This window comes from Brevibacterium casei CIP 102111 (assembly GCF_900169275.1).
Classification (GTDB): domain Bacteria; phylum Actinomycetota; class Actinomycetes; order Actinomycetales; family Brevibacteriaceae; genus Brevibacterium; species Brevibacterium casei.
Window position 1 is genome coordinate 402,040 of the sequence record NZ_FXZC01000002.1, and the last position, 16,630, is coordinate 418,669.

The following is a 16,630-nucleotide window of genomic DNA, read 5'->3' on the forward strand; positions in this document are numbered from 1 at the left end:
GATGGCAGGGTTCCCTCCTGCGTACCTCTCCTCGACGAGCAACTCCCTGACCGACCTCCTGCGTGACCTCGCCCCCGAGGCCCTGCCCCGGTGGAACGGCGCGGACCACGGTGCGGAGGTGCCCGAGGGCACGACGATCATCTGCTTCCGCACCGCATCCGGCATCCTCATGGCCGGTGACCGGAGGGCGACGATCGGCAACCTCATCGCCTCCCATGCGATGGAGAAGGTGCGGCCCGCCGACGACTTCTCGGTCATCGGCATCGCCGGGACCGCCGGTGTCGCCCTCGACCTCATCCGGCTCTTCCAGCTCGAACTCGAACACTACGAGAAGATCGAGGACGCGCGCCTCTCCCTCGGCGGCAAGGCCAACCGGCTCGCCGCGATGCTGCGCGGCAACCTCGGCCTGGCGATGCAGGGACTCTCCGTCGTGCCGATGTTCGCCGGCGTCGACGAGTCCCGGCCCGACGGGCAGATCTTCAGCTTCGACGTCACCGGCGGCAAGTACGAGGAGCACCGCTTCCATGCGATCGGCTCGGGCTCCGGCTTCGCCCGCGGAGCGCTGAAGAAGCTGTGGGAACCGGCGCTCGAGACCGAAGCGGCGATCGCCGTCGCCGTCGAAGCGCTCTTCGACGCCGCCGACGACGACTCGGCGACGGGAGGACCCGACTTCGTCCGGGCCATCGCCCCGACGGTCTTCACCGTCGAACTCGGCACCGGGGTCACGCAGATCCCGGCAGCCCAGGTGCTCGCCACCGCCACCGAGGTGGTCGCCGAGCGGACGCGGAAGGCGCAGTCATGACCCAGGCCCCGTTCTACGTCTCGCCCGAACAGCTGATGAAGGATCGGGCGGACTTCGCCCGCAAGGGCATCGCCCGCGGCCGCTCCGTCGTCGTGCTCCGCTTCGAGACGGGCATCGTCCTCCTCGCCGAGAACCCCTCGCCGACGCTGCACAAGATCGCCGAGATCTACGACCGCATCGGGTTCGCCGCCGTCGGCAAGTACAACGAGTTCGAGACCCTGCGCCAGGCGGGCGTCCGCTACGCCGACCTGCGCGGATACTCCTACGACCGCAGCGACGTCACCGCCAGGGGACTGACGAACGCGTACGCGCAGACGCTCGCCGGCGTCTTCACCACCGAGTCGAAGCCCTTCGAGGTCGAACTCGTCGTCGCCGAACTCGGCCACACCCCGGCCGACGACCAGCTCTATCGGATCACCTACGACGGTTCGGTCATCGACGAGACCGAGCACGTGGCGATCGGCGGGCAGGCCGATGCGATCACCGAGCGTCTGCGGGGAGTGGTGACGAGCCGGAAGCCGCTGCCCGAGGTCCTCGGGCTCGGCATCGACGCGCTGGCCGCAACGACGACGGGACCGCTTGCCGTCGACGACCTCGAAGCCGCCGTCCTCGACCGCGAGGTCGCCGGGCACCGGAAGTTCCGCAGGCTCTCCGATGCCGCGGTCGCCGAGCTCCGGAGCGCCTGATGGCGCGGATCTACGGACTCGAGACCGAGTACGGCCTCGCCCACACGCCGGGGGAGGACCACAAGCGCATCGGTCCCGAGGAGATCGCCCGCTACCTCTTCCGCCCCGTCGTCGAATGGGGGCGTTCGTCGAACGTCTTCCTGCCCAACGGGTCGCGCCTCTACCTCGACGTCGGCTCCCACCCGGAGTACGCAACGGCCGAATGCGACAGCCTCGGCGATCTCCTCGCCCAGGATCGGGCGGGGGAGGCCCACATGATCGACCTGCTTCAGAAGGCGCAGGCGAGCATGGACACCGACGGCCTGTCCGGGCGGATCCACATGGTCAAGAACAACACGGACGCCGCGGGCAACTCCTACGGCTCCCACGAGAACTTCCTCATCCGCCGCGGGCTCGACTTCAACCGGCTCACGACCGTCCTCCTGCCCTTCCTCGTCACCCGGCAGCTCCTCGTCGGGGCGGGCGCGATCATCCCGCGGACCTCGAGTCTCAGCCCCGATGAGGACGCCGACCGCGGCGAGCTCACCTACGGCCTCTCCGCTCGCTCCGACGTCATGTGGGAGGGGCTGTCCTCGGCGACGACCCGGTCGCGGCCGATCATCAACGCCCGCGACGAACCCCACGCCGATGCGGAGAAGTACCGCAGGCTCCACGTCATCGTCGGCGACTCCTCGATGTCGACGGCCACCTCGGCGCTCAAACTCGGCTCCGCCGTCCTCATGCTCGACCTCATCGAGCAGGGGGCGCGGATCCCCGACCACGGTCTGCGCCACCCTGTGCGCGACATCCGGGTCATCGCCCGCGACCTCACCGGCCGTTCCCGGCTCGAGCGCACCGACGGGACGGTGACGACGCCCTTGGGACTCCTCGGTGACTATCGTGACCGGGCGGCCCACCTCGTTGAGACCGGGGACCACAGCCTCGGCGACGACGACCTCGCCGCGTACGTCATCGACCTGTGGACGCGGATGCTCGGCGCCGTCGAGACCCAGGACTTCTCGTCCGTCGACACGGAGATCGACTGGGTGATGAAGAAGGCGCTCATCGACCGGGCGATGGCCCGCGGCGGGATCGGGATCGGCGACGCGCAGATCCAGCGCCTCGACATCGCCTACCACGACATCACCCCGGGCACGGGACTCTTCCCCAGACTCGAGGCGGCGGGACTGGCGAAGAGCCTCGTCCCCGCGGAGGCGGTCACGCGGGCGAAGGACGAACCGCCCGAGACGACGCGGGCAGCGGTCCGCGGCGCGTTCATCCGTGCCGCCCACGACGCCCGGCGCGACTACACCGTCGACTGGGTGCATCTGCGGCTCAACGACGAATCCGGGCGCGCGGTCGCCCTCAAGGACCCGTTCTCCGCGACGCATGCCCAGGCCGAGGCACTCATCGCCGGCCTGTAGGATCGACGCTGGAGAAGTTCGAACGAAAGGAACCACGTGCGCACCAGAGTGCTCAGTGCCATCGCCGCAGCCGTGCTGCTGCTCTCGGCCTGCGGGCAGAGCGAACCCGAGGACGGCGGTGCCAGCGCCCCCGCATCGGTGCCCGCGCAGGACGCGAAGTCGACGAGCCTCGACGACATCACCGTCGAGGGCAAGCCCGGGGAGAAGCCGACGGTGAGCTTCGAGGCACCACTCGTCGTCGAGAAGACCGAGTCCAAGGTGCTCAGCGAGGGCGACGGCAAACCCGTCGCCGACGGCGAGCAGGTCACCGCGCAGATGACGCTCGTGTCCGGGACCACCGGAGACGTCGTCGAGTCGAGCTACGACTCGAAGTCCCCGGCGGGCTTTCCGATGGACACGGCCCAGATCTCCGAGGAGCTGTTCAACGCCCTCGAAGGCGTCCCTGTCGGTTCCCGCGTGCTCATGACGCTCAACGGCAGCCCCCAGCAGGGACAGCCGAGCCAGACGCTCGTCTACGTCATCGACGTCGAGGACACGACGAAGCCGCTCACCCGGGCGGAAGGGAAGAAGGCCGACCAGGCGGGCAACCCGCTCACCGTGAGCTGGGAGGACGACGGCACGCCGAAGATCACCCAGCCCGAGGGCGAACCGCCCGCCGAGCTGCAGTCCTTCACGACCATCGAGGGCACCGGCCCCGAGGTGAAGAAGGGGCAGAAGGTCGCCGTGAAGTACTCCGGCTGGCTGTGGGACGACGCCTCCCAGCCCTTCGACTCGAACTGGGGCGGGGGCGGACAGCCGTTCGCCGTCGATCCCGTCGGCGAGGCCAACGTCATCCAAGGCTGGAACGAAGGCCTCGTCGGGGCCAAGGTCGGCAGCCAGATCGTCCTCGTCATCCCGCCGGACAAGGGCTACGGAGAGCAGGGCAGCCCGCCGAAGATCCCCGGCAACGCGACCCTCGTCTTCGTCATCGACATCCTCTCGGCACAGGGCTGAGAGGCTCTCGGCACAGAGCTGAGAGGCCGGCGATCCGATCCCGGATCGCTGACAGGACCACCCAGAAGGAGACACCCATGAGCAAGCAGAAGCCCGTCGTCGACTTCCCCGGCGGCGACGCCCCGACCGAGCTCGTCATCGTCGATGACATCATCGGCGACGGCCCCGAGGCGAAGGCCGGCGACACCGTGAGCGTCAACTACGTCGGCGTCGCCCATTCGACCGGCGAGGAGTTCGACGCCTCGTACAACCGCGGCACCCCGCTCGAGTTCCGGCTCGGCTCCGGCATGGTCATCGCCGGCTGGGACCAGGGCATCCAGGGTATGAAGGTCGGCGGTCGCCGCACCCTGCAGATCCCGCCGCACCTCGCCTACGGCGACCAGGGCGCCGGCGGCGTCATCAAGCCCGGTGAGAGCCTCATCTTCGTGTGCGACCTCGAAGGCGTGCGCTGAGACCGACGCTGCGCTGAGCGCTCAGCTCAGCCGACCGGCGCGGGCTAGACGAGCCCGGCCGCATACCTGCCCGCCGATGCGGCAGCGAGGAACGCTGCCGCATCGGCGGGCAGTCTGCGTCCCATCGTCGACAGGCCCACCGGAGAGGCCTGGAGCGCGGGCCACAGACCGGTGAGGTCGACGTCGATGCGCTCGTGGTCGTGAAGCTGCGGCAGCTGCGCGGCGACCGTCTCGGCGATGACCCCGGGCTCAGGGTCCATCTCGGCGCGTTCGGCCTCGGTCAGCGTCGTGAAGTCGGGCACAGGGACGCGGACGCCGGGCCGAGCCACCTCGGCGAGCGAGGTCAGCGTGTGGTGGGAGATCCCGAAGTGCCGGCCACGGGCATCGGCGTTCGACATCCTCAGCACCCCGACCGGCACCCCGCCGAGGAGGGCCGCGGCGTTGAGGTGCTCACCGGCGACGAGCCCGGAGAACCCGTACTTCGTCCCGGTGCCGAGGTTGCCCGGTCCCTGGGCGACGACGGCGATGTCGGCGCCGAGGACGTGCTTGGCCGCGAGCAGGCCGGTGTGGACCGTCACCGCCTCGAGGTCGGCTCCCCACGACTGTCCCGTGCTCACGCTGCCGGCGATCCATCCTGCCTCCTTGAGCCCGGCGACGGCCTGCGAGAACGCCGCAGGCAGCGCGGCGCCGTCGCTGAGGACGTAGGCGACCCTGAGATCCTCATCGACCGCCCGGATGCCCGCGACGATCGCCGGCAGTGCCGAATGGAGGTCGGCGACGAGGACGGGCATGCCTGCCAGCGATTCCGCCGCGGCGAGGACCCCGTGGTGCTCGGACTCCTGATCGTCGACGCCGAGGACCATCGTCTGGAGCGGCGAATAGCGGTCCTTGACCAGGTGGCCGGGCCCCGGCGGGGGATCGGCCGGCAGGCGGTCGGGGAGGGCGACGACGAGCCCGAAGCCGCCGGTGCCCAGGCGCTTGGCGAGCGCAGAGACGTTGAGGAGGACGGTGTCGCCGACCTCGGGCTCACCGACGGCGTCGGTGTACGCGATCGCTTTGATCTCGGCGATGTCGGTGCCCGGCAGGGGCGTCTCGAGTTCGGCGGTGACCTCGGTGAGGCCGGGACGGGTGGAACGGATGGCTGTGACGGTGCCTGTGCGCCAATGGATCATGCCCCAACCCTATCCCGCGCGGTGCTTCCCGGCCGTGGTTCTGCGTTACGGTGGAGTCTGTGAACACTCAACGACCCAACCGGCAGCGACAGCAGACCGAGCGGCTGATGAACCTGCTCATCGCCCTGCGCGCCGCCCGCGGCTGGGTGTCCCGGAAGACGCTCATGACCGCGATCGACGGCTACGCCGGGCTCGACGACGTCGCCTTCGATCGCAAGTTCTCCCGTGACAAGGAGCTGCTGCGGCACATGGGCATCACGATCGCCACCCGCGCCGAGCACGATGCCTACTCCGACGTCGGAGAGACCGGGTACCGCATCTCGACCGACGACTACGCGATGGGCGACGTCGACCTCACCCCGTCCGAGGCGGCGGCGGTGGCGGTGGCCGCCCGCTTCTGGTCGGACACCGAACTCGGCGCCTCGAGTGCGCAGGCGCTGACGAAGCTGCGGGCGCTCGGCCTCGAGCTCAGCGACGACGTGCCCGGGCTCGGCTTCGGGCCCGGGGCGGCGAGCAAGCTGGGGAATGCGAACTTCGCCACCGCGCTCCACCACATCAACGCCCGCGAGGCGATCGGGTTCAAGTACCACAAGCCCGGACAGAGCGCGCGGAAGGTGCGGCTCGAACCCTACGCCCTGCTCAGCCGCGGCGACCGGGTCTACCTCGTCGGCAACGACCTCGACCGCGGGGCCGAGCGGACATTCCGGCTGACCCGGATCGAGGGGAAGCTTGCCAAACTCGGCGGCCGTGAACCCGGCGACTACTCAATCCCCGCCGACTTCGTGCCCCAGGTCTCGCTCAATGCGAGCACGGAGATGGCCGTCGTCACCGAGGCGGTCCTCGACATCGCCGCCCACCGCGCCGATCCGCTGCGGCGGCGGTCCGTGCGCACCGATGGGGAGCACCATGTCGTCGAGTACTCCGATGCTCAGACCCTGGCCGCGGAGATCGTCGGCTACGGTGACGCCGTGCGTGTCGTCGGGCCCGACGAGCTCGCGCGCGCCGTCGACCGACGACGCGAGGTCATCGGCGAGGCCCTCGATCGGCTGGGAGGTCGCAGTGTCCTCAGCGCGTGAACGCCTCACCAGGCTGCTCAGCCTCGTGCCCTACCTCGACGCCCATCCCGGCGCCGACCTCGAGGAGACGGCCGCCTACTTCGGCATCGACTCCGCGACCCTCATCGACGACCTCGAGCTCCTCTTCGTCACCGGCCGACCCGGGCACATGCCCGACGACCTCATCGATGCGACGTGGGACGGCGGGAAGATCTTCATCTCCAACGCCGAGGAGGTCTCCGTCCCCGTGCGTCTGAGCGCCGAGGAGGCGGGCCTCCTCGTCCTCGCCCTCGAACTCCTCGACGCCTTGCCCGGCCTCGATGCCGAGGCGGTGCGCACGGCGGCGGCGAAGCTGCGTCTCGCCGCGGGGGAGAACCTCCACACCCCCGTCGACGTCAGCCCGGTGCCCGCCGATGCGGAACTGATGAGCGCGCTCAAGGGCTTCATCGACGCCAGCGCGGCCGTCGAGATCGACTACTACGTCGCCTCCCGCGACGAACTCACGACGCGGACGATCGCCCCGACCCGCCTCGTGCCCGGCGCCGACTGGTACCTCGATGCGTGGTGCTATTCGGCCCAGGCGCCCAGGCGCTTCGCGCTCTCACGGATCCGCCGCTTCGAAGAGACGAGCCACCCGCCGATCGGCACCGGCGCCCCCGCACCGGCCCCGCAGGAGGTGACGATGACGCTGCGCGCCGAGGGAGCGTGGCTCGCCGATGAAATCGACGTGAACGAACGGGTCTACGACGCAGGCGGCGACGGCAGCGTCGAGGTGCGCTTCACCGTCCACTCGCTCGACTGGCTCAGCCGCTTCCTGCTGGGCCACGCCGACGTCATCGCGGACATCGATGCCGCCGATGCGGTCGCCGCGGCGAGGCGCCGACTCGGCTGAGCGCACTGGTGAGTCGGATGAAAGGCTCAGCCGCACAGAGTAGAATCGCCTCGAGCAAACACAAGCCAAGGAGCTCTCATGAACTTAAGCCCCATGCATATCGCCGTGGTGGTCATCGTCATCATCCTCATCTTCGGTGCGCCCAAGCTGCCGATGCTCGCCAGGAGCCTCGGTCAGTCGCTGAAGATCTTCAAGTCCGAGGTCAAGGACCTGCGCGACGACAAGGATGAGAAGACGACCGAACCCGGAGAGCTCGGCCGTGATGCGGGCCAGTCCACCCAGTCGACGCCCCCGTCCGCCCCCGACGCCGCGCAGCCGGCGGCGCACAGGAATCAGGATCCGCAGCCACGCGAGAAGTGAAAGACAGCAGTCAGCGCAGAGGCCGGACCTCACGGAGGAAGAACCCTGAGAAGAGGATGCCCGTCATGGGGCACCTCGTCGAACTGCGCAATCGGTTCGTCATCGCCGCCATCGCCATCGTCCTCGGCGCGGTCGGCGGATGGTTCCTCTACGACCCGGTCCTCGACATCCTCCAGGAGCCCATCCGGACGATCAACGACACGTCGGGCCGGGTGGCGCAGATCAACTTCGCGGGGGTCGCCTCGGCCTTCGACATGAAGATCAAGCTCTCCCTGTTCATCGGCCTCTTCATCTCGTGTCCGGTGTGGCTCTACCAGGTCTGGGCGTACATCGTCCCGGGGCTCACGAGCAAGGAGAAGCGCTACTCGTTCGGGTTCCTCGGCGCGGCCGTTCCGCTCTTCCTCGCCGGTTCGGCGATGGCGTTCTTCGCCCTGCCCAACGCGGTCAAGGCGCTGACGTCGTTCACCCCTGAGGGGGCGACGAACATCATCCCCGCCCAGGACTACCTGACGTTCGTCATGATCATCATCGTCGTCTTCGGCATCGCGTTCGTCCTGCCTGTGCTCATGGTCGGACTCAACATGCTCGGGATCCTCTCGGCGACGCGGATCCGCAAGTCGTGGCGCATCATCGTCATGATCGTCTTCATCTTCGCCGCGATCGCCACTCCGACACCCGATGCGATGTCGATGTTCTTCCTCGTCATCCCCATGATCACGCTGTTCTGCCTGGCGTGGGTGGTGTGCATTCTCAACGACCGGCGCCGCAAGCGCAAGCTCGTCGCCCAGGGGATCTGGGTCGACCCGGACGAGCTCGACGAGGACAGTGGGAAGGGCACAGCATGAGCAGGCGCGGAGACCGCAACGACCATGACACCGCTTCGGCGGGTGCCGAGGCCACCGCAGACGCCGAGGCCAAGAGCCCGGCGCAGGCGTACGCGGAGTTCCGGGCACGGGCCGAGCGCGAGCAGACCCCGCTGGGTCGCTTCCTCGCCCGCACCGACTTCGAACTCGACGACTTCCAGATCGAGGCGTGCCAGGAACTCCAGGAGGGCAAGGATGTCCTCGTCACCGCGCCGACCGGGGCCGGCAAGACGATCATCGCCGAGTTCGCCGTCGACCTCGCGATGGACGCCGGCACCCGGGTGTTCTACACCACCCCGATCAAGGCGCTGAGCAACCAGAAGTTCGCCGATCTCGTCGCCGTCCACGGCGCCGAGAACGTCGGACTCCTCACCGGGGACACGACGATCCGCCGGGATGCGCCGATCATCGTCATGACCACCGAGGTCCTGCGCAACATGCTCTACAACGACCCGGGCGGCCTCGACGACCTCGGCTTCGTCGTCCTCGACGAGGTCCACTACCTCGCCGACCGGTTCCGCGGTCCCGTGTGGGAGGAGGTGATCATCCACCTGCCCGAACGCGTCCAGGTCGTCTCGCTCTCGGCGACCGTGTCCAACGTCGAGGAGTTCGGAGCGTGGCTGCGCGAGGTCAGGGGGCCGACGACCGTCGTCTCGACCTCGCACCGCCCGGTCCCGCTCGTCAACCACGCCCTCGTCGGCCACCGGATGTACGACCTCTTCACCCATCACGACTCCGAGCGCATCGACCCGGCGCTCGCGCACGCGACCCGCACGTACGGCGGACCCCGGTCGAAGCGCGAGCGCGGCAATCGCGCCCGGTTCCGCCGCCCCAGCCGGACCCAGATCGTCGCCTCCCTCGCCGAGGCGGGGATGCTCCCGGCGATCATGTTCATCTTCTCCCGCAACGGCTGCGATGAGGCCGTCGAGCAGTACATCGCCACGGGCGCCGACCTCAACTCCCGCGAGGACAACGTCATCGTCAACGCGGCCCTCGAGCGGCTGCGCGAGGAGCTGCCGGCGGAGGATCTGGGGATCCTCGGCTACCACACGTTCCGCGAGGGCCTCCTCCGCGGCGTCGCCGCCCACCACGCGGGCATGATCCCGCAGTTCAAGGAGCTCGTCGAGGAGCTCTTCTCCGCCGGGGTCATCAAGGTCGTCTTCGCCACGGAGACGCTGGCGCTGGGCATCAACATGCCCGCCCGCACGGTCGTGCTCGAGAAGCTCGTCAAGTTCAACGGCGAAGCCCACGTCTCGATCACCCCGGGGGAGTACACGCAGCTGACCGGGCGCGCCGGCCGCCGCGGCATCGACCGGATCGGCCACGCCGTCGTCGTCTGGCACCCCACGATGGACATCAGCGAGATCGCCGGCCTCGCTTCCAACCGGTCGTACGCGCTCGGTTCCGCGTTCGGACCCACCTACAACATGACGGCGAACCTGCTCTCCCGGATGAGCCCGGCCGATGCCGCGAAGGTCCTCGAGACCTCGTTCGCGCAGTTCCAGGCCGACAAGGCCGTCGTCGGCCTCGCCCGCAAGGTCCGGAAGAACGAGGCGACGATCGCCGCGTACGAGAAGTCGATGCACTGCGACCGGGGCGACTTCGGCGAGTACGCGGCCCTGCGCCGTGAGATCTCCGAGACGGAGAAGCAGGAGACGCGGACGAAGTCGAAGGTCAAGCAGCGCGAGATCGTCGAGTCCCTGTCGGCGCTGAAGATCGGCGACGTCATCACCCTGCCCGCGCGGCGGGTCGAGGGCACTGCGGTGATCATCGCCCCGATGACGAACCGCGACGGCGTCTCCCGGCTCCCGACCGTGCTCACCGAGCAGGGCAAGGTGTGGCATCTGCGTCCCCACGAGGTCACCGAGCCGGTGGCCCCGATGGGACGGATCCGGGTGCCGAAGAAGTTCAACCACCGTCAGGCCTCCGACCGTCGGGCGCTGCTGGGCATCCTCGCCGAGGCGATCGCCGATGGCCGCGTCGATCGGGACGTGCGTTGGGTGCCCCACAGCGCGCCCGGCGGGGTGAGCTCGACGGTTGCCGAGCTCACCGCCAGGATGCGCGCCCACCCCTGCCATGACTGTCCCGACCGGGAGATCCACGCCAGGTGGGCCAACCGCGCGGCGAAGCTCGAGAAGGAGAACGCGTCCCTGATCAAGCGCATCGAGGGGAGGACGACGTCGATCGCCCTCGTCTTCGAACGCGTCCAGGAGGTGCTCACGACCCTCGGGTTCGACCCCGAGCACTCGGACATGCTCCGCCGCATCTACGGCGAGCGGGACCTGCTCGTGGCGCTCACCGTGCGCGCCGGCCTGTGGGACGGCCTCACGGAACCCGAACTCGCCGCCTTCGCCTCGTGCTTCGTCTATCAGGCCCGCCGCAGCGAGAGCTTCCACGCCGAGCGTGCGCCCAGCCGCGACCTCAAGGTCGCAGGCGATGCGGCGATCGACCTGTGGCGGGAGCTCTTCCGCCTCGAGGAGCAGCACGCGCTCACTCCGACGCCCGAACCCGATCGGGGACTGTTCACCCCGATGTTCCGGTGGACGGAGGGGAAGAACCTCGCCGAGTCGCTCCGGGGCACGGACATCGCCGCCGGTGACTTCGTCCGCTGGGCGAAGCAGACCCTCGACCTGCTCGGGCAGCTCGCCGAGGTGAGCGCCCCGGAGACCGCGGTGCGCATCCGGCGGACGATCGAGGCCGTCCGCCGGGGAGTCGTCGCCGACTCGTAGGCGCTACCGGCGGATCCGTTTGACGATGTTCTCGATGTCTGAGCCGAACGCGTTCTCCGTCGTGAGATAGGTCCACGTCGACGAGGGGCGCTTGAGCCCGTGCGAGGCGAGATCGATGCCCTCGTCGGTGAACTCCGCCTCCTCGACGGTGCTCACGGAGTCGTCGAGGACATCGGACCAGAACGAGGAGAAGACCCGGATCGACTCCGTGTTGAAGGCCTCGTGGGGCTTCTCCTTCGCGAATGTGCGCAGGTGGATGCCCTCGCGCAGATCGTTGAGGAACGCGAGGTGGTCGACCCAGCGGGCGTCGAGGTGGAAGAGGAGGACCGCGCGAAGGCTCTCGTCGACGACCTCCTCCGAGTGCTCCTCTGCGAGTTCCGTCGCCCTCTCGCCGAGGCGGTCCTTGAGTTCGTCGATCGCCTCATTCTCGGTGCGCAGCTCGCGCCGACGGGCGAGGACGAGTTCGCGCTGTTTGGCCATGAGCTCGTTGAACCGCCACGTGTCACGGTGCAGGGCGGTGTTCTGGCCCTCGGCGATGCGCTGGGCGTGTTCGACGAGGGTGAGCGCGCGCTTCGAGTCGATCCGACCGGTCTCATCGCCTTCGGAGACGAACCGTTGGATCTCGGGCACCCTGGTGAGCAGCTCGTCCTCGAGGCTGGTGAAGAACACCGAGGTGCCGGGGTCACCCTGTCGCCCCGCGCGTCCGCGCAGCTGATCGTCGAGGCGGGAGGACAGGTAGCGTCCGGCGCCGATGACGAGCAGCCCGCCGCCCTCGGCGACGGAGTCGTCGGCGAGCCTGATGTCGGTGCCGCGGCCGGCCATCTGCGTCGAGACGGTGACGGCTCCCGGGCGTCCGGCGGCACCGATGATCTCGGCCTCGGCGGAGTCGTCCTTCGCGTTGAGGACGGCGACGTCGATGCCGCGCTCGACCAGTCGCTGCGCCAGCGACTCGCTCTCGGCGACCGAGGAGGTGCCGATGAGGACCGGACGGTCGTTCGCGTGGTTCTCGACGACCTCCTCGACGATCGCCCGCTCCTTCGACTCCTGGTACGTGTAGAGCCGGTCGGGTTCGTCCTCGCGGACGACGGGCAGGTGGGTGTCGACGGGGACGATCTCCAGGGAGTAGAACTCGCGGAGGTCGTCGCCGACCGCAAGCGCCGTGCCCGTCATCCCGCAGACGGTCTCGTAGCCGTGGATGAGCTCCTCGACGGTCATCTGGTCGAGGATCTCCCCGCTCTCGGTCGTCTCGAGCTTCTCCTTCGCCTCGACGGCGGCCTGGAGCCCGTCGGGCCAACGCTGGAGTTCGGCGACGCGGCCGCGGGATGAGGAGATGAGCTTGATCCGCCCATCGACGACGAGATAGTCGATGTCGCGCTTGACCAGGGCCTTCGCGTAGAGGGCGAGGTTGACGGCGGCGAGGTCGGCGGCGCCGTCGCCGAAGAGTTCGACGCCGAGCTCGTCCTCGACCCGGGTGACGCCGGCATCGGTGAGGGAGACGGCGCGGCGGTCGGGACTGATCTCGTAGTCGGTGCCCGGGATGAGGGTCTCGACGAGGGCGGCGATGCGCTCATCACCGTCCTCGATGGACGAGGACCCGGCGAGGACGAGGGGCACGCGGGCTTCGTCGATGAGCACGGAGTCGGCCTCGTCGACGATGACGACATCGCGTTCGGCGACCCGGATGTCCTCGTCGTCGAGGACGAAGCGGTCGCGGAGGACGTCGAAGCCGACCTCGGTGACGGAGGCGTAGAGGACCTCCGACCGGTAGGCTTCGCGCCGGTCGTCGTCGTCGAGGGCGGCCGAGATCGCAGCCGAGGAGACGCCGAGGAGATCGAAGACCGGCTGCATCCACGTCCGGTCGCGGACGGCGAGGTAGTCGTTGACGCTGACGACGTGGACCCGGCGGCCCTGGAGCGCATATCCGGCCGCGGCGAGCGCACCGACGAGCGTCTTGCCCTCACCGGTGGCCATCTGGACGATGTGCCCCTGGAGGAGTCCGATGAGTCCGACGAGCTGCGTGTCGTAGGCGCGTTCGCCCAGGGTGCGCTCGGCGGCCTCCCTCGCGAGGGCCGCATAGCGGACGAGGGTCTCGCGGGCGGGGCCGGAGGCGAACACCTCACTGGCGGCGTCGGTCAGCTCGGCATCGCTGAGATCGGCGAACTCGGCGGCTGCCGCATCGAGGTCGGTGGTCGCCTTCTCGAACCATCCTGTGGCCTTGTCGGCCTGGGCACCGGGCCGGTTGAGCAAACGGGAGAAGAGTCCCAAGTCATCGTCCTTCTGATCGGTCTGGTCGCGTCTCGATTCTAGCCTCGTCGGCGATGGGCCATGATCCGTCGACGACTGCGTCGGCGTTGCCCTTCCGGCGGAGGAAGGCCTGGAGGTCAGCGGCCTGAGCGCGCTTCCACTCGCCCTGCGCCGCCATGATCTCCTGTGGGGTGTACGCGGCGATTTCCGTGGACTTCGAAGCCAACGCTCGGGCGATGTCCAGGGCCGCTCGGGCATCGGCGGCGGCGTCGTGGGCGTCGAGGAGGGAGACGTCCCACGCCTCGGCGGTGGCCGTGAGCGTGCGCTTGCCCCGGCGGTAGCGGTCGACACGGCGGTCGAGGACGAAGGTGTCGACGATCGCCGGGAGCAGGGAGCGCAGGTCGAGGTCGGGACGGTGCCTGCGGACCTCGGCATCGAGGACGCTGAGGTCGTAGACGATGTTGTGGCCGACGACGACGGCGCCCTCGTCCCGGAGGCCCGTGAGCTCAGTGCACAGAGCGGTGACGACCTCGACCGCGGGCATGCCGTTGGCCTGTGCGTACTCGGTGGTGATGCCGTGGACGGCGCGCGCGGCCTCGGGGATCTCGACGCCGGGGTCCGCGAGCCACATCTCCACCCGGTCGGGGTCCTCGACGAAGGCCGCAGTGACGATGCGCGCGGTGTCGGGGTCGACCCCGGTCGTCTCGAGGTCGAAGCCGACGAGCCGGGCGTGCGGCCACGCGACGCCGGCCTCGGACGTCGGTGCGGGTCGGACCGGCTGCGCCGCGGCGACCCCCGGGCCCGCCTGTGCGTCGGTGGGCGGGGCGTCGGCGAGACCGCGCAGGGCGGTGGCGAGGTTGTCGACGGAGCGGGCGATGTTCTGCCCGGCTGCGGCGGCCTCGAGGGCCTGGGCATTGAAGGCCCGGGGGAGGGCATCGAGGTCGATGCCGTGGTCGACATCGGTGAGACAGGTCATCACCTCGACGGTGCGGGCGAGCATCTCCTCGGACTCGACGATCGTCGTCGCCCGCTTCACACTCAGCCCGCCGGTCTTCACCCCCGCCTTCGCGGCGGAGACGATGCCCGCGAGCGACCCGAAGCTCGTGAGCAGGGTCGCGGCTGTCTTCTCCCCGATGCCGGCGGCGCCGGGAAGGCCGTCGGAGGGATCCCCGCGCAGGGCGGCGAGCTCCCGGTAGCGAATACCAGAGTCGACACCGTAGAGGCCGGGCAGGTCGGCGGCGGTGATCGCCTCCCATTCCCCTCCCTTGCGGGGCCGGAGCACGCTGACGTCGCGGTCGGTGTCGAGGAGGGCGAGGAGGTCGCGGTCGGGGGAGACGATGACGACGGGGGTGGCCGACTGTGCGGCGATCGTCGCGATGACGTCGTCGGCCTCCGTCCCGTCCACCTCGGCGATGGGGATGCCGGCGGCGGCGAGGACACGGCGCATGATGGGAAGCTGGGCGTCGAGTTCGGGCGGGATCTCCGTCCCCGCAGCCTCGTCCTTGATCCTCGCGGCCTTGTACTCGGGCATGATCGCGGTGCGGAAGGCCGGACGCCAGTCCGCGTCCATCGCCGCGACGACCCGGGCGGAGGAGAAGCGGCGGATCATCTGGGCGACCGCGTCGACGACGCCGCGGACCGCGTTGACCGGCTGCCCCTCGTCGTTGACAATCGAATCCGGCACCGAGTAGAAGGCGCGGTAGTACAGGGCTGGGGTGTCGACGAGTACCAAAGGCTTCACAGCCCTGACCCTACCCGACGCCCCTGACGCCGATGCCCGCAGCGGTGGACGGCAGGTGTAGCCTGGCGGCTGTGAATATGTACTACGGCGGAGACGTCTACAGCAGCGTCGACCCCTTCGCGACCGCCCTCGGCAGCGCGGACGGGACAGTGAACTTCATCGGCTCGGACGAGGCGGCCCTTGCCCTCGACCCGGAGGCGGAGAACCTCGACGGGGACTTCCTCGCGCCGGGGTTCGTCCACGCCGGTCTCATCCTCGGGCCCGATTCGCCCACGGCGACGGCGCTGCGTGATCGCGGCATCGCCCACGTCCACGTCCTCGGCCCCTCGTCCGCCATCCGGGACTTCGTCGCCGACGCACCCGAGGACCTGCGCATCGTCGCCTATCCCGACCTCGCGGCGGGCACCGAGCGGGCGTGGCTGCCCGCGGCCGCCCTCGCCGAGCTCGAGACGCTCCCCGAGACCTCCCTCTACCTCGCCGTCGCCTCGAGCACCGAGCTCGACGCCGTCCTCGCCCGCCTCGGAGAGCATCCGGCGCACGCGCAGCGATTCGGCTATCGGCTCCTCCTCGACTTCGCCGTCCCGGAGTCCCACGTCGAGGCGCTCGGACGCTCCGGGATCGCGATCACCCTCGACCCCAGCCTCGACCAGCCGCTCGCCCCGCTGCTCTCCGCCGGCGCCCAGGTCTCCCTCGTCCTCGCCGAGGACTCCCCGTGGGCGGGAGTCCGCTCGGCCGTCCTCGGCACCCACGGCATCGGCGCGCGCGCCGCATTCAACGCCGCCACCCGCTTCGCCCATCGCGCGGCGGGCAACCCCGAAGGGGGAGTGCTGCGTCCCGGTGCCGCTGCCGACTTCGGTCGCTGGCGGGTCGAGCGGCTCGTCGTCCAGGTCGCCGATCCGCGCGTGGCGGCGTGGAGCACCGACCCGCGCTCGGGCACCCCGGGCCTGCCGGAGCTCGCCGCGGACGTCCCCCTCCCCACCCGGATCGGCTGAGCGCGACCGGACCTGATGCGTGCCTGAGATCGCCCTGCGGGCCCGAGAGCAATCCGACACGCCGAGGCGCAGAGGAATTTCTTCCCGCCGAACCTGGCCCTCACCTGGGAAGTTGATCAAAACCGCAGGTCAGAGGGATTTTGCTGGGGCGGTCGGAGCCATTAGATTCGACGATGACATTCCACCGGTCGTGGAGTGGAGCCGACGCTCCCGTCATTAGATAACTCGGTGCACTGCGCTGCTGTG

At 69.6% G+C, this 16,630-nt stretch carries 14 protein-coding genes; 11 read left to right on the forward strand and 3 right to left on the reverse strand.

The genetic code is table 11. From position 1 onward, the window contains the following. Position 1 precedes the first annotated feature (1 nt). The 5 genes from prcB (at position 2) to BC102111_RS05500 (ending at position 4,336) form a co-directional block, all read left to right on the forward strand. Positions 2 to 802, forward strand: a complete 801-nt coding sequence (gene prcB / locus BC102111_RS05480) for a proteasome subunit beta (RefSeq protein ID WP_009375810.1) — start codon at positions 2 to 4, stop codon at positions 800 to 802. Beyond that, a complete protein-coding gene (gene prcA, locus BC102111_RS05485) occupies positions 799 to 1,488 on the forward strand; it encodes a proteasome subunit alpha (protein ID WP_101623752.1) in 690 nt (229 codons plus the stop codon). Before prcB ends, prcA begins: the two co-directional genes overlap by 4 nt. Continuing rightward, positions 1,488 to 2,891: a Pup--protein ligase gene (gene pafA, locus BC102111_RS05490; protein ID WP_101623753.1), complete on the forward strand. Its 1,404-nt coding sequence runs from the start codon at positions 1,488 to 1,490 to the stop codon at positions 2,889 to 2,891. Before prcA ends, pafA begins: the two co-directional genes overlap by 1 nt. Positions 2,892 to 2,927: 36 nt before the next feature. After that, positions 2,928 to 3,884, forward strand: a complete 957-nt coding sequence (locus BC102111_RS05495; RefSeq protein ID WP_223289873.1) for an FKBP-type peptidyl-prolyl cis-trans isomerase — start codon at positions 2,928 to 2,930, stop codon at positions 3,882 to 3,884. 77 nt (positions 3,885 to 3,961) lie between these two features. Next, on the forward strand, positions 3,962 to 4,336 hold the full coding sequence (locus tag BC102111_RS05500; RefSeq protein ID WP_009375802.1) for an FKBP-type peptidyl-prolyl cis-trans isomerase: 375 nt from the start codon (positions 3,962 to 3,964) through the stop codon (positions 4,334 to 4,336). Between the two features lie 44 nt (positions 4,337 to 4,380). Here BC102111_RS05500 and BC102111_RS05505 read toward each other — a convergent pair whose 3' ends face one another. After that, positions 4,381 to 5,508 (reverse strand): DUF3866 family protein, encoded by a 1,128-nt coding sequence (locus BC102111_RS05505; RefSeq protein ID WP_095375557.1) that lies wholly within the window; start codon positions 5,506 to 5,508, stop codon positions 4,381 to 4,383. Between the two features lie 59 nt (positions 5,509 to 5,567). On the opposite strand from BC102111_RS05505, the gene BC102111_RS05510 reads away from it, so the two are divergent. The 5 genes from BC102111_RS05510 to BC102111_RS05530 all read left to right on the forward strand — a co-directional run bounded on the left by BC102111_RS05510 (position 5,568) and on the right by BC102111_RS05530 (position 11,407). Next, positions 5,568 to 6,584, forward strand: coding sequence for a helix-turn-helix transcriptional regulator (locus BC102111_RS05510; RefSeq protein ID WP_223289872.1), 1,017 nt, complete (start codon positions 5,568 to 5,570; stop codon positions 6,582 to 6,584). After that, on the forward strand, positions 6,568 to 7,455 hold the full coding sequence (locus BC102111_RS05515; RefSeq protein ID WP_095375559.1) for a WYL domain-containing transcriptional regulator: 888 nt from the start codon (positions 6,568 to 6,570) through the stop codon (positions 7,453 to 7,455). Before BC102111_RS05510 ends, BC102111_RS05515 begins: the two co-directional genes overlap by 17 nt. Positions 7,456 to 7,533: 78 nt before the next feature. After that, the gene (tatA, locus tag BC102111_RS05520) at positions 7,534 to 7,815 is read left to right on the forward strand and encodes a Sec-independent protein translocase subunit TatA (protein ID WP_040341024.1); all 282 of its coding nucleotides are present in this window, start codon (positions 7,534 to 7,536) and stop codon (positions 7,813 to 7,815) included. 65 nt (positions 7,816 to 7,880) lie between these two features. Further along, a complete protein-coding gene (gene tatC / locus BC102111_RS05525) occupies positions 7,881 to 8,660 on the forward strand; it encodes a twin-arginine translocase subunit TatC (RefSeq protein ID WP_009375792.1) in 780 nt (259 codons plus the stop codon). Further along, entirely contained in the window at positions 8,657 to 11,407 is a 2,751-nt protein-coding gene (locus BC102111_RS05530; protein WP_095375560.1) for a DEAD/DEAH box helicase, read from the forward strand. The genes tatC and BC102111_RS05530 overlap by 4 nt, the downstream gene beginning before the upstream one ends. 3 nt (positions 11,408 to 11,410) lie before the next feature. Here BC102111_RS05530 and secA2 read toward each other — a convergent pair whose 3' ends face one another. Together secA2 and BC102111_RS05540 are read right to left on the reverse strand one after the other, a co-directional pair. After that, entirely contained in the window at positions 11,411 to 13,672 is a 2,262-nt protein-coding gene (secA2, locus tag BC102111_RS05535; RefSeq protein ID WP_095375561.1) for an accessory Sec system translocase SecA2, read from the reverse strand. A gap of 1 nt (position 13,673) precedes the next feature. Beyond that, the gene (locus BC102111_RS05540) at positions 13,674 to 15,392 is read right to left on the reverse strand and encodes a 5'-3' exonuclease H3TH domain-containing protein (protein WP_223289871.1); all 1,719 of its coding nucleotides are present in this window, start codon (positions 15,390 to 15,392) and stop codon (positions 13,674 to 13,676) included. Between the two features lie 77 nt (positions 15,393 to 15,469). Here BC102111_RS05540 and BC102111_RS05545 point away from each other — a divergent pair, with 77 nt between their 5' ends. After that, a complete protein-coding gene (locus tag BC102111_RS05545; RefSeq protein WP_095375563.1) occupies positions 15,470 to 16,384 on the forward strand; it encodes a metal-dependent hydrolase in 915 nt (304 codons plus the stop codon). Positions 16,385 to 16,630: the final 246 nt, after the last annotated feature.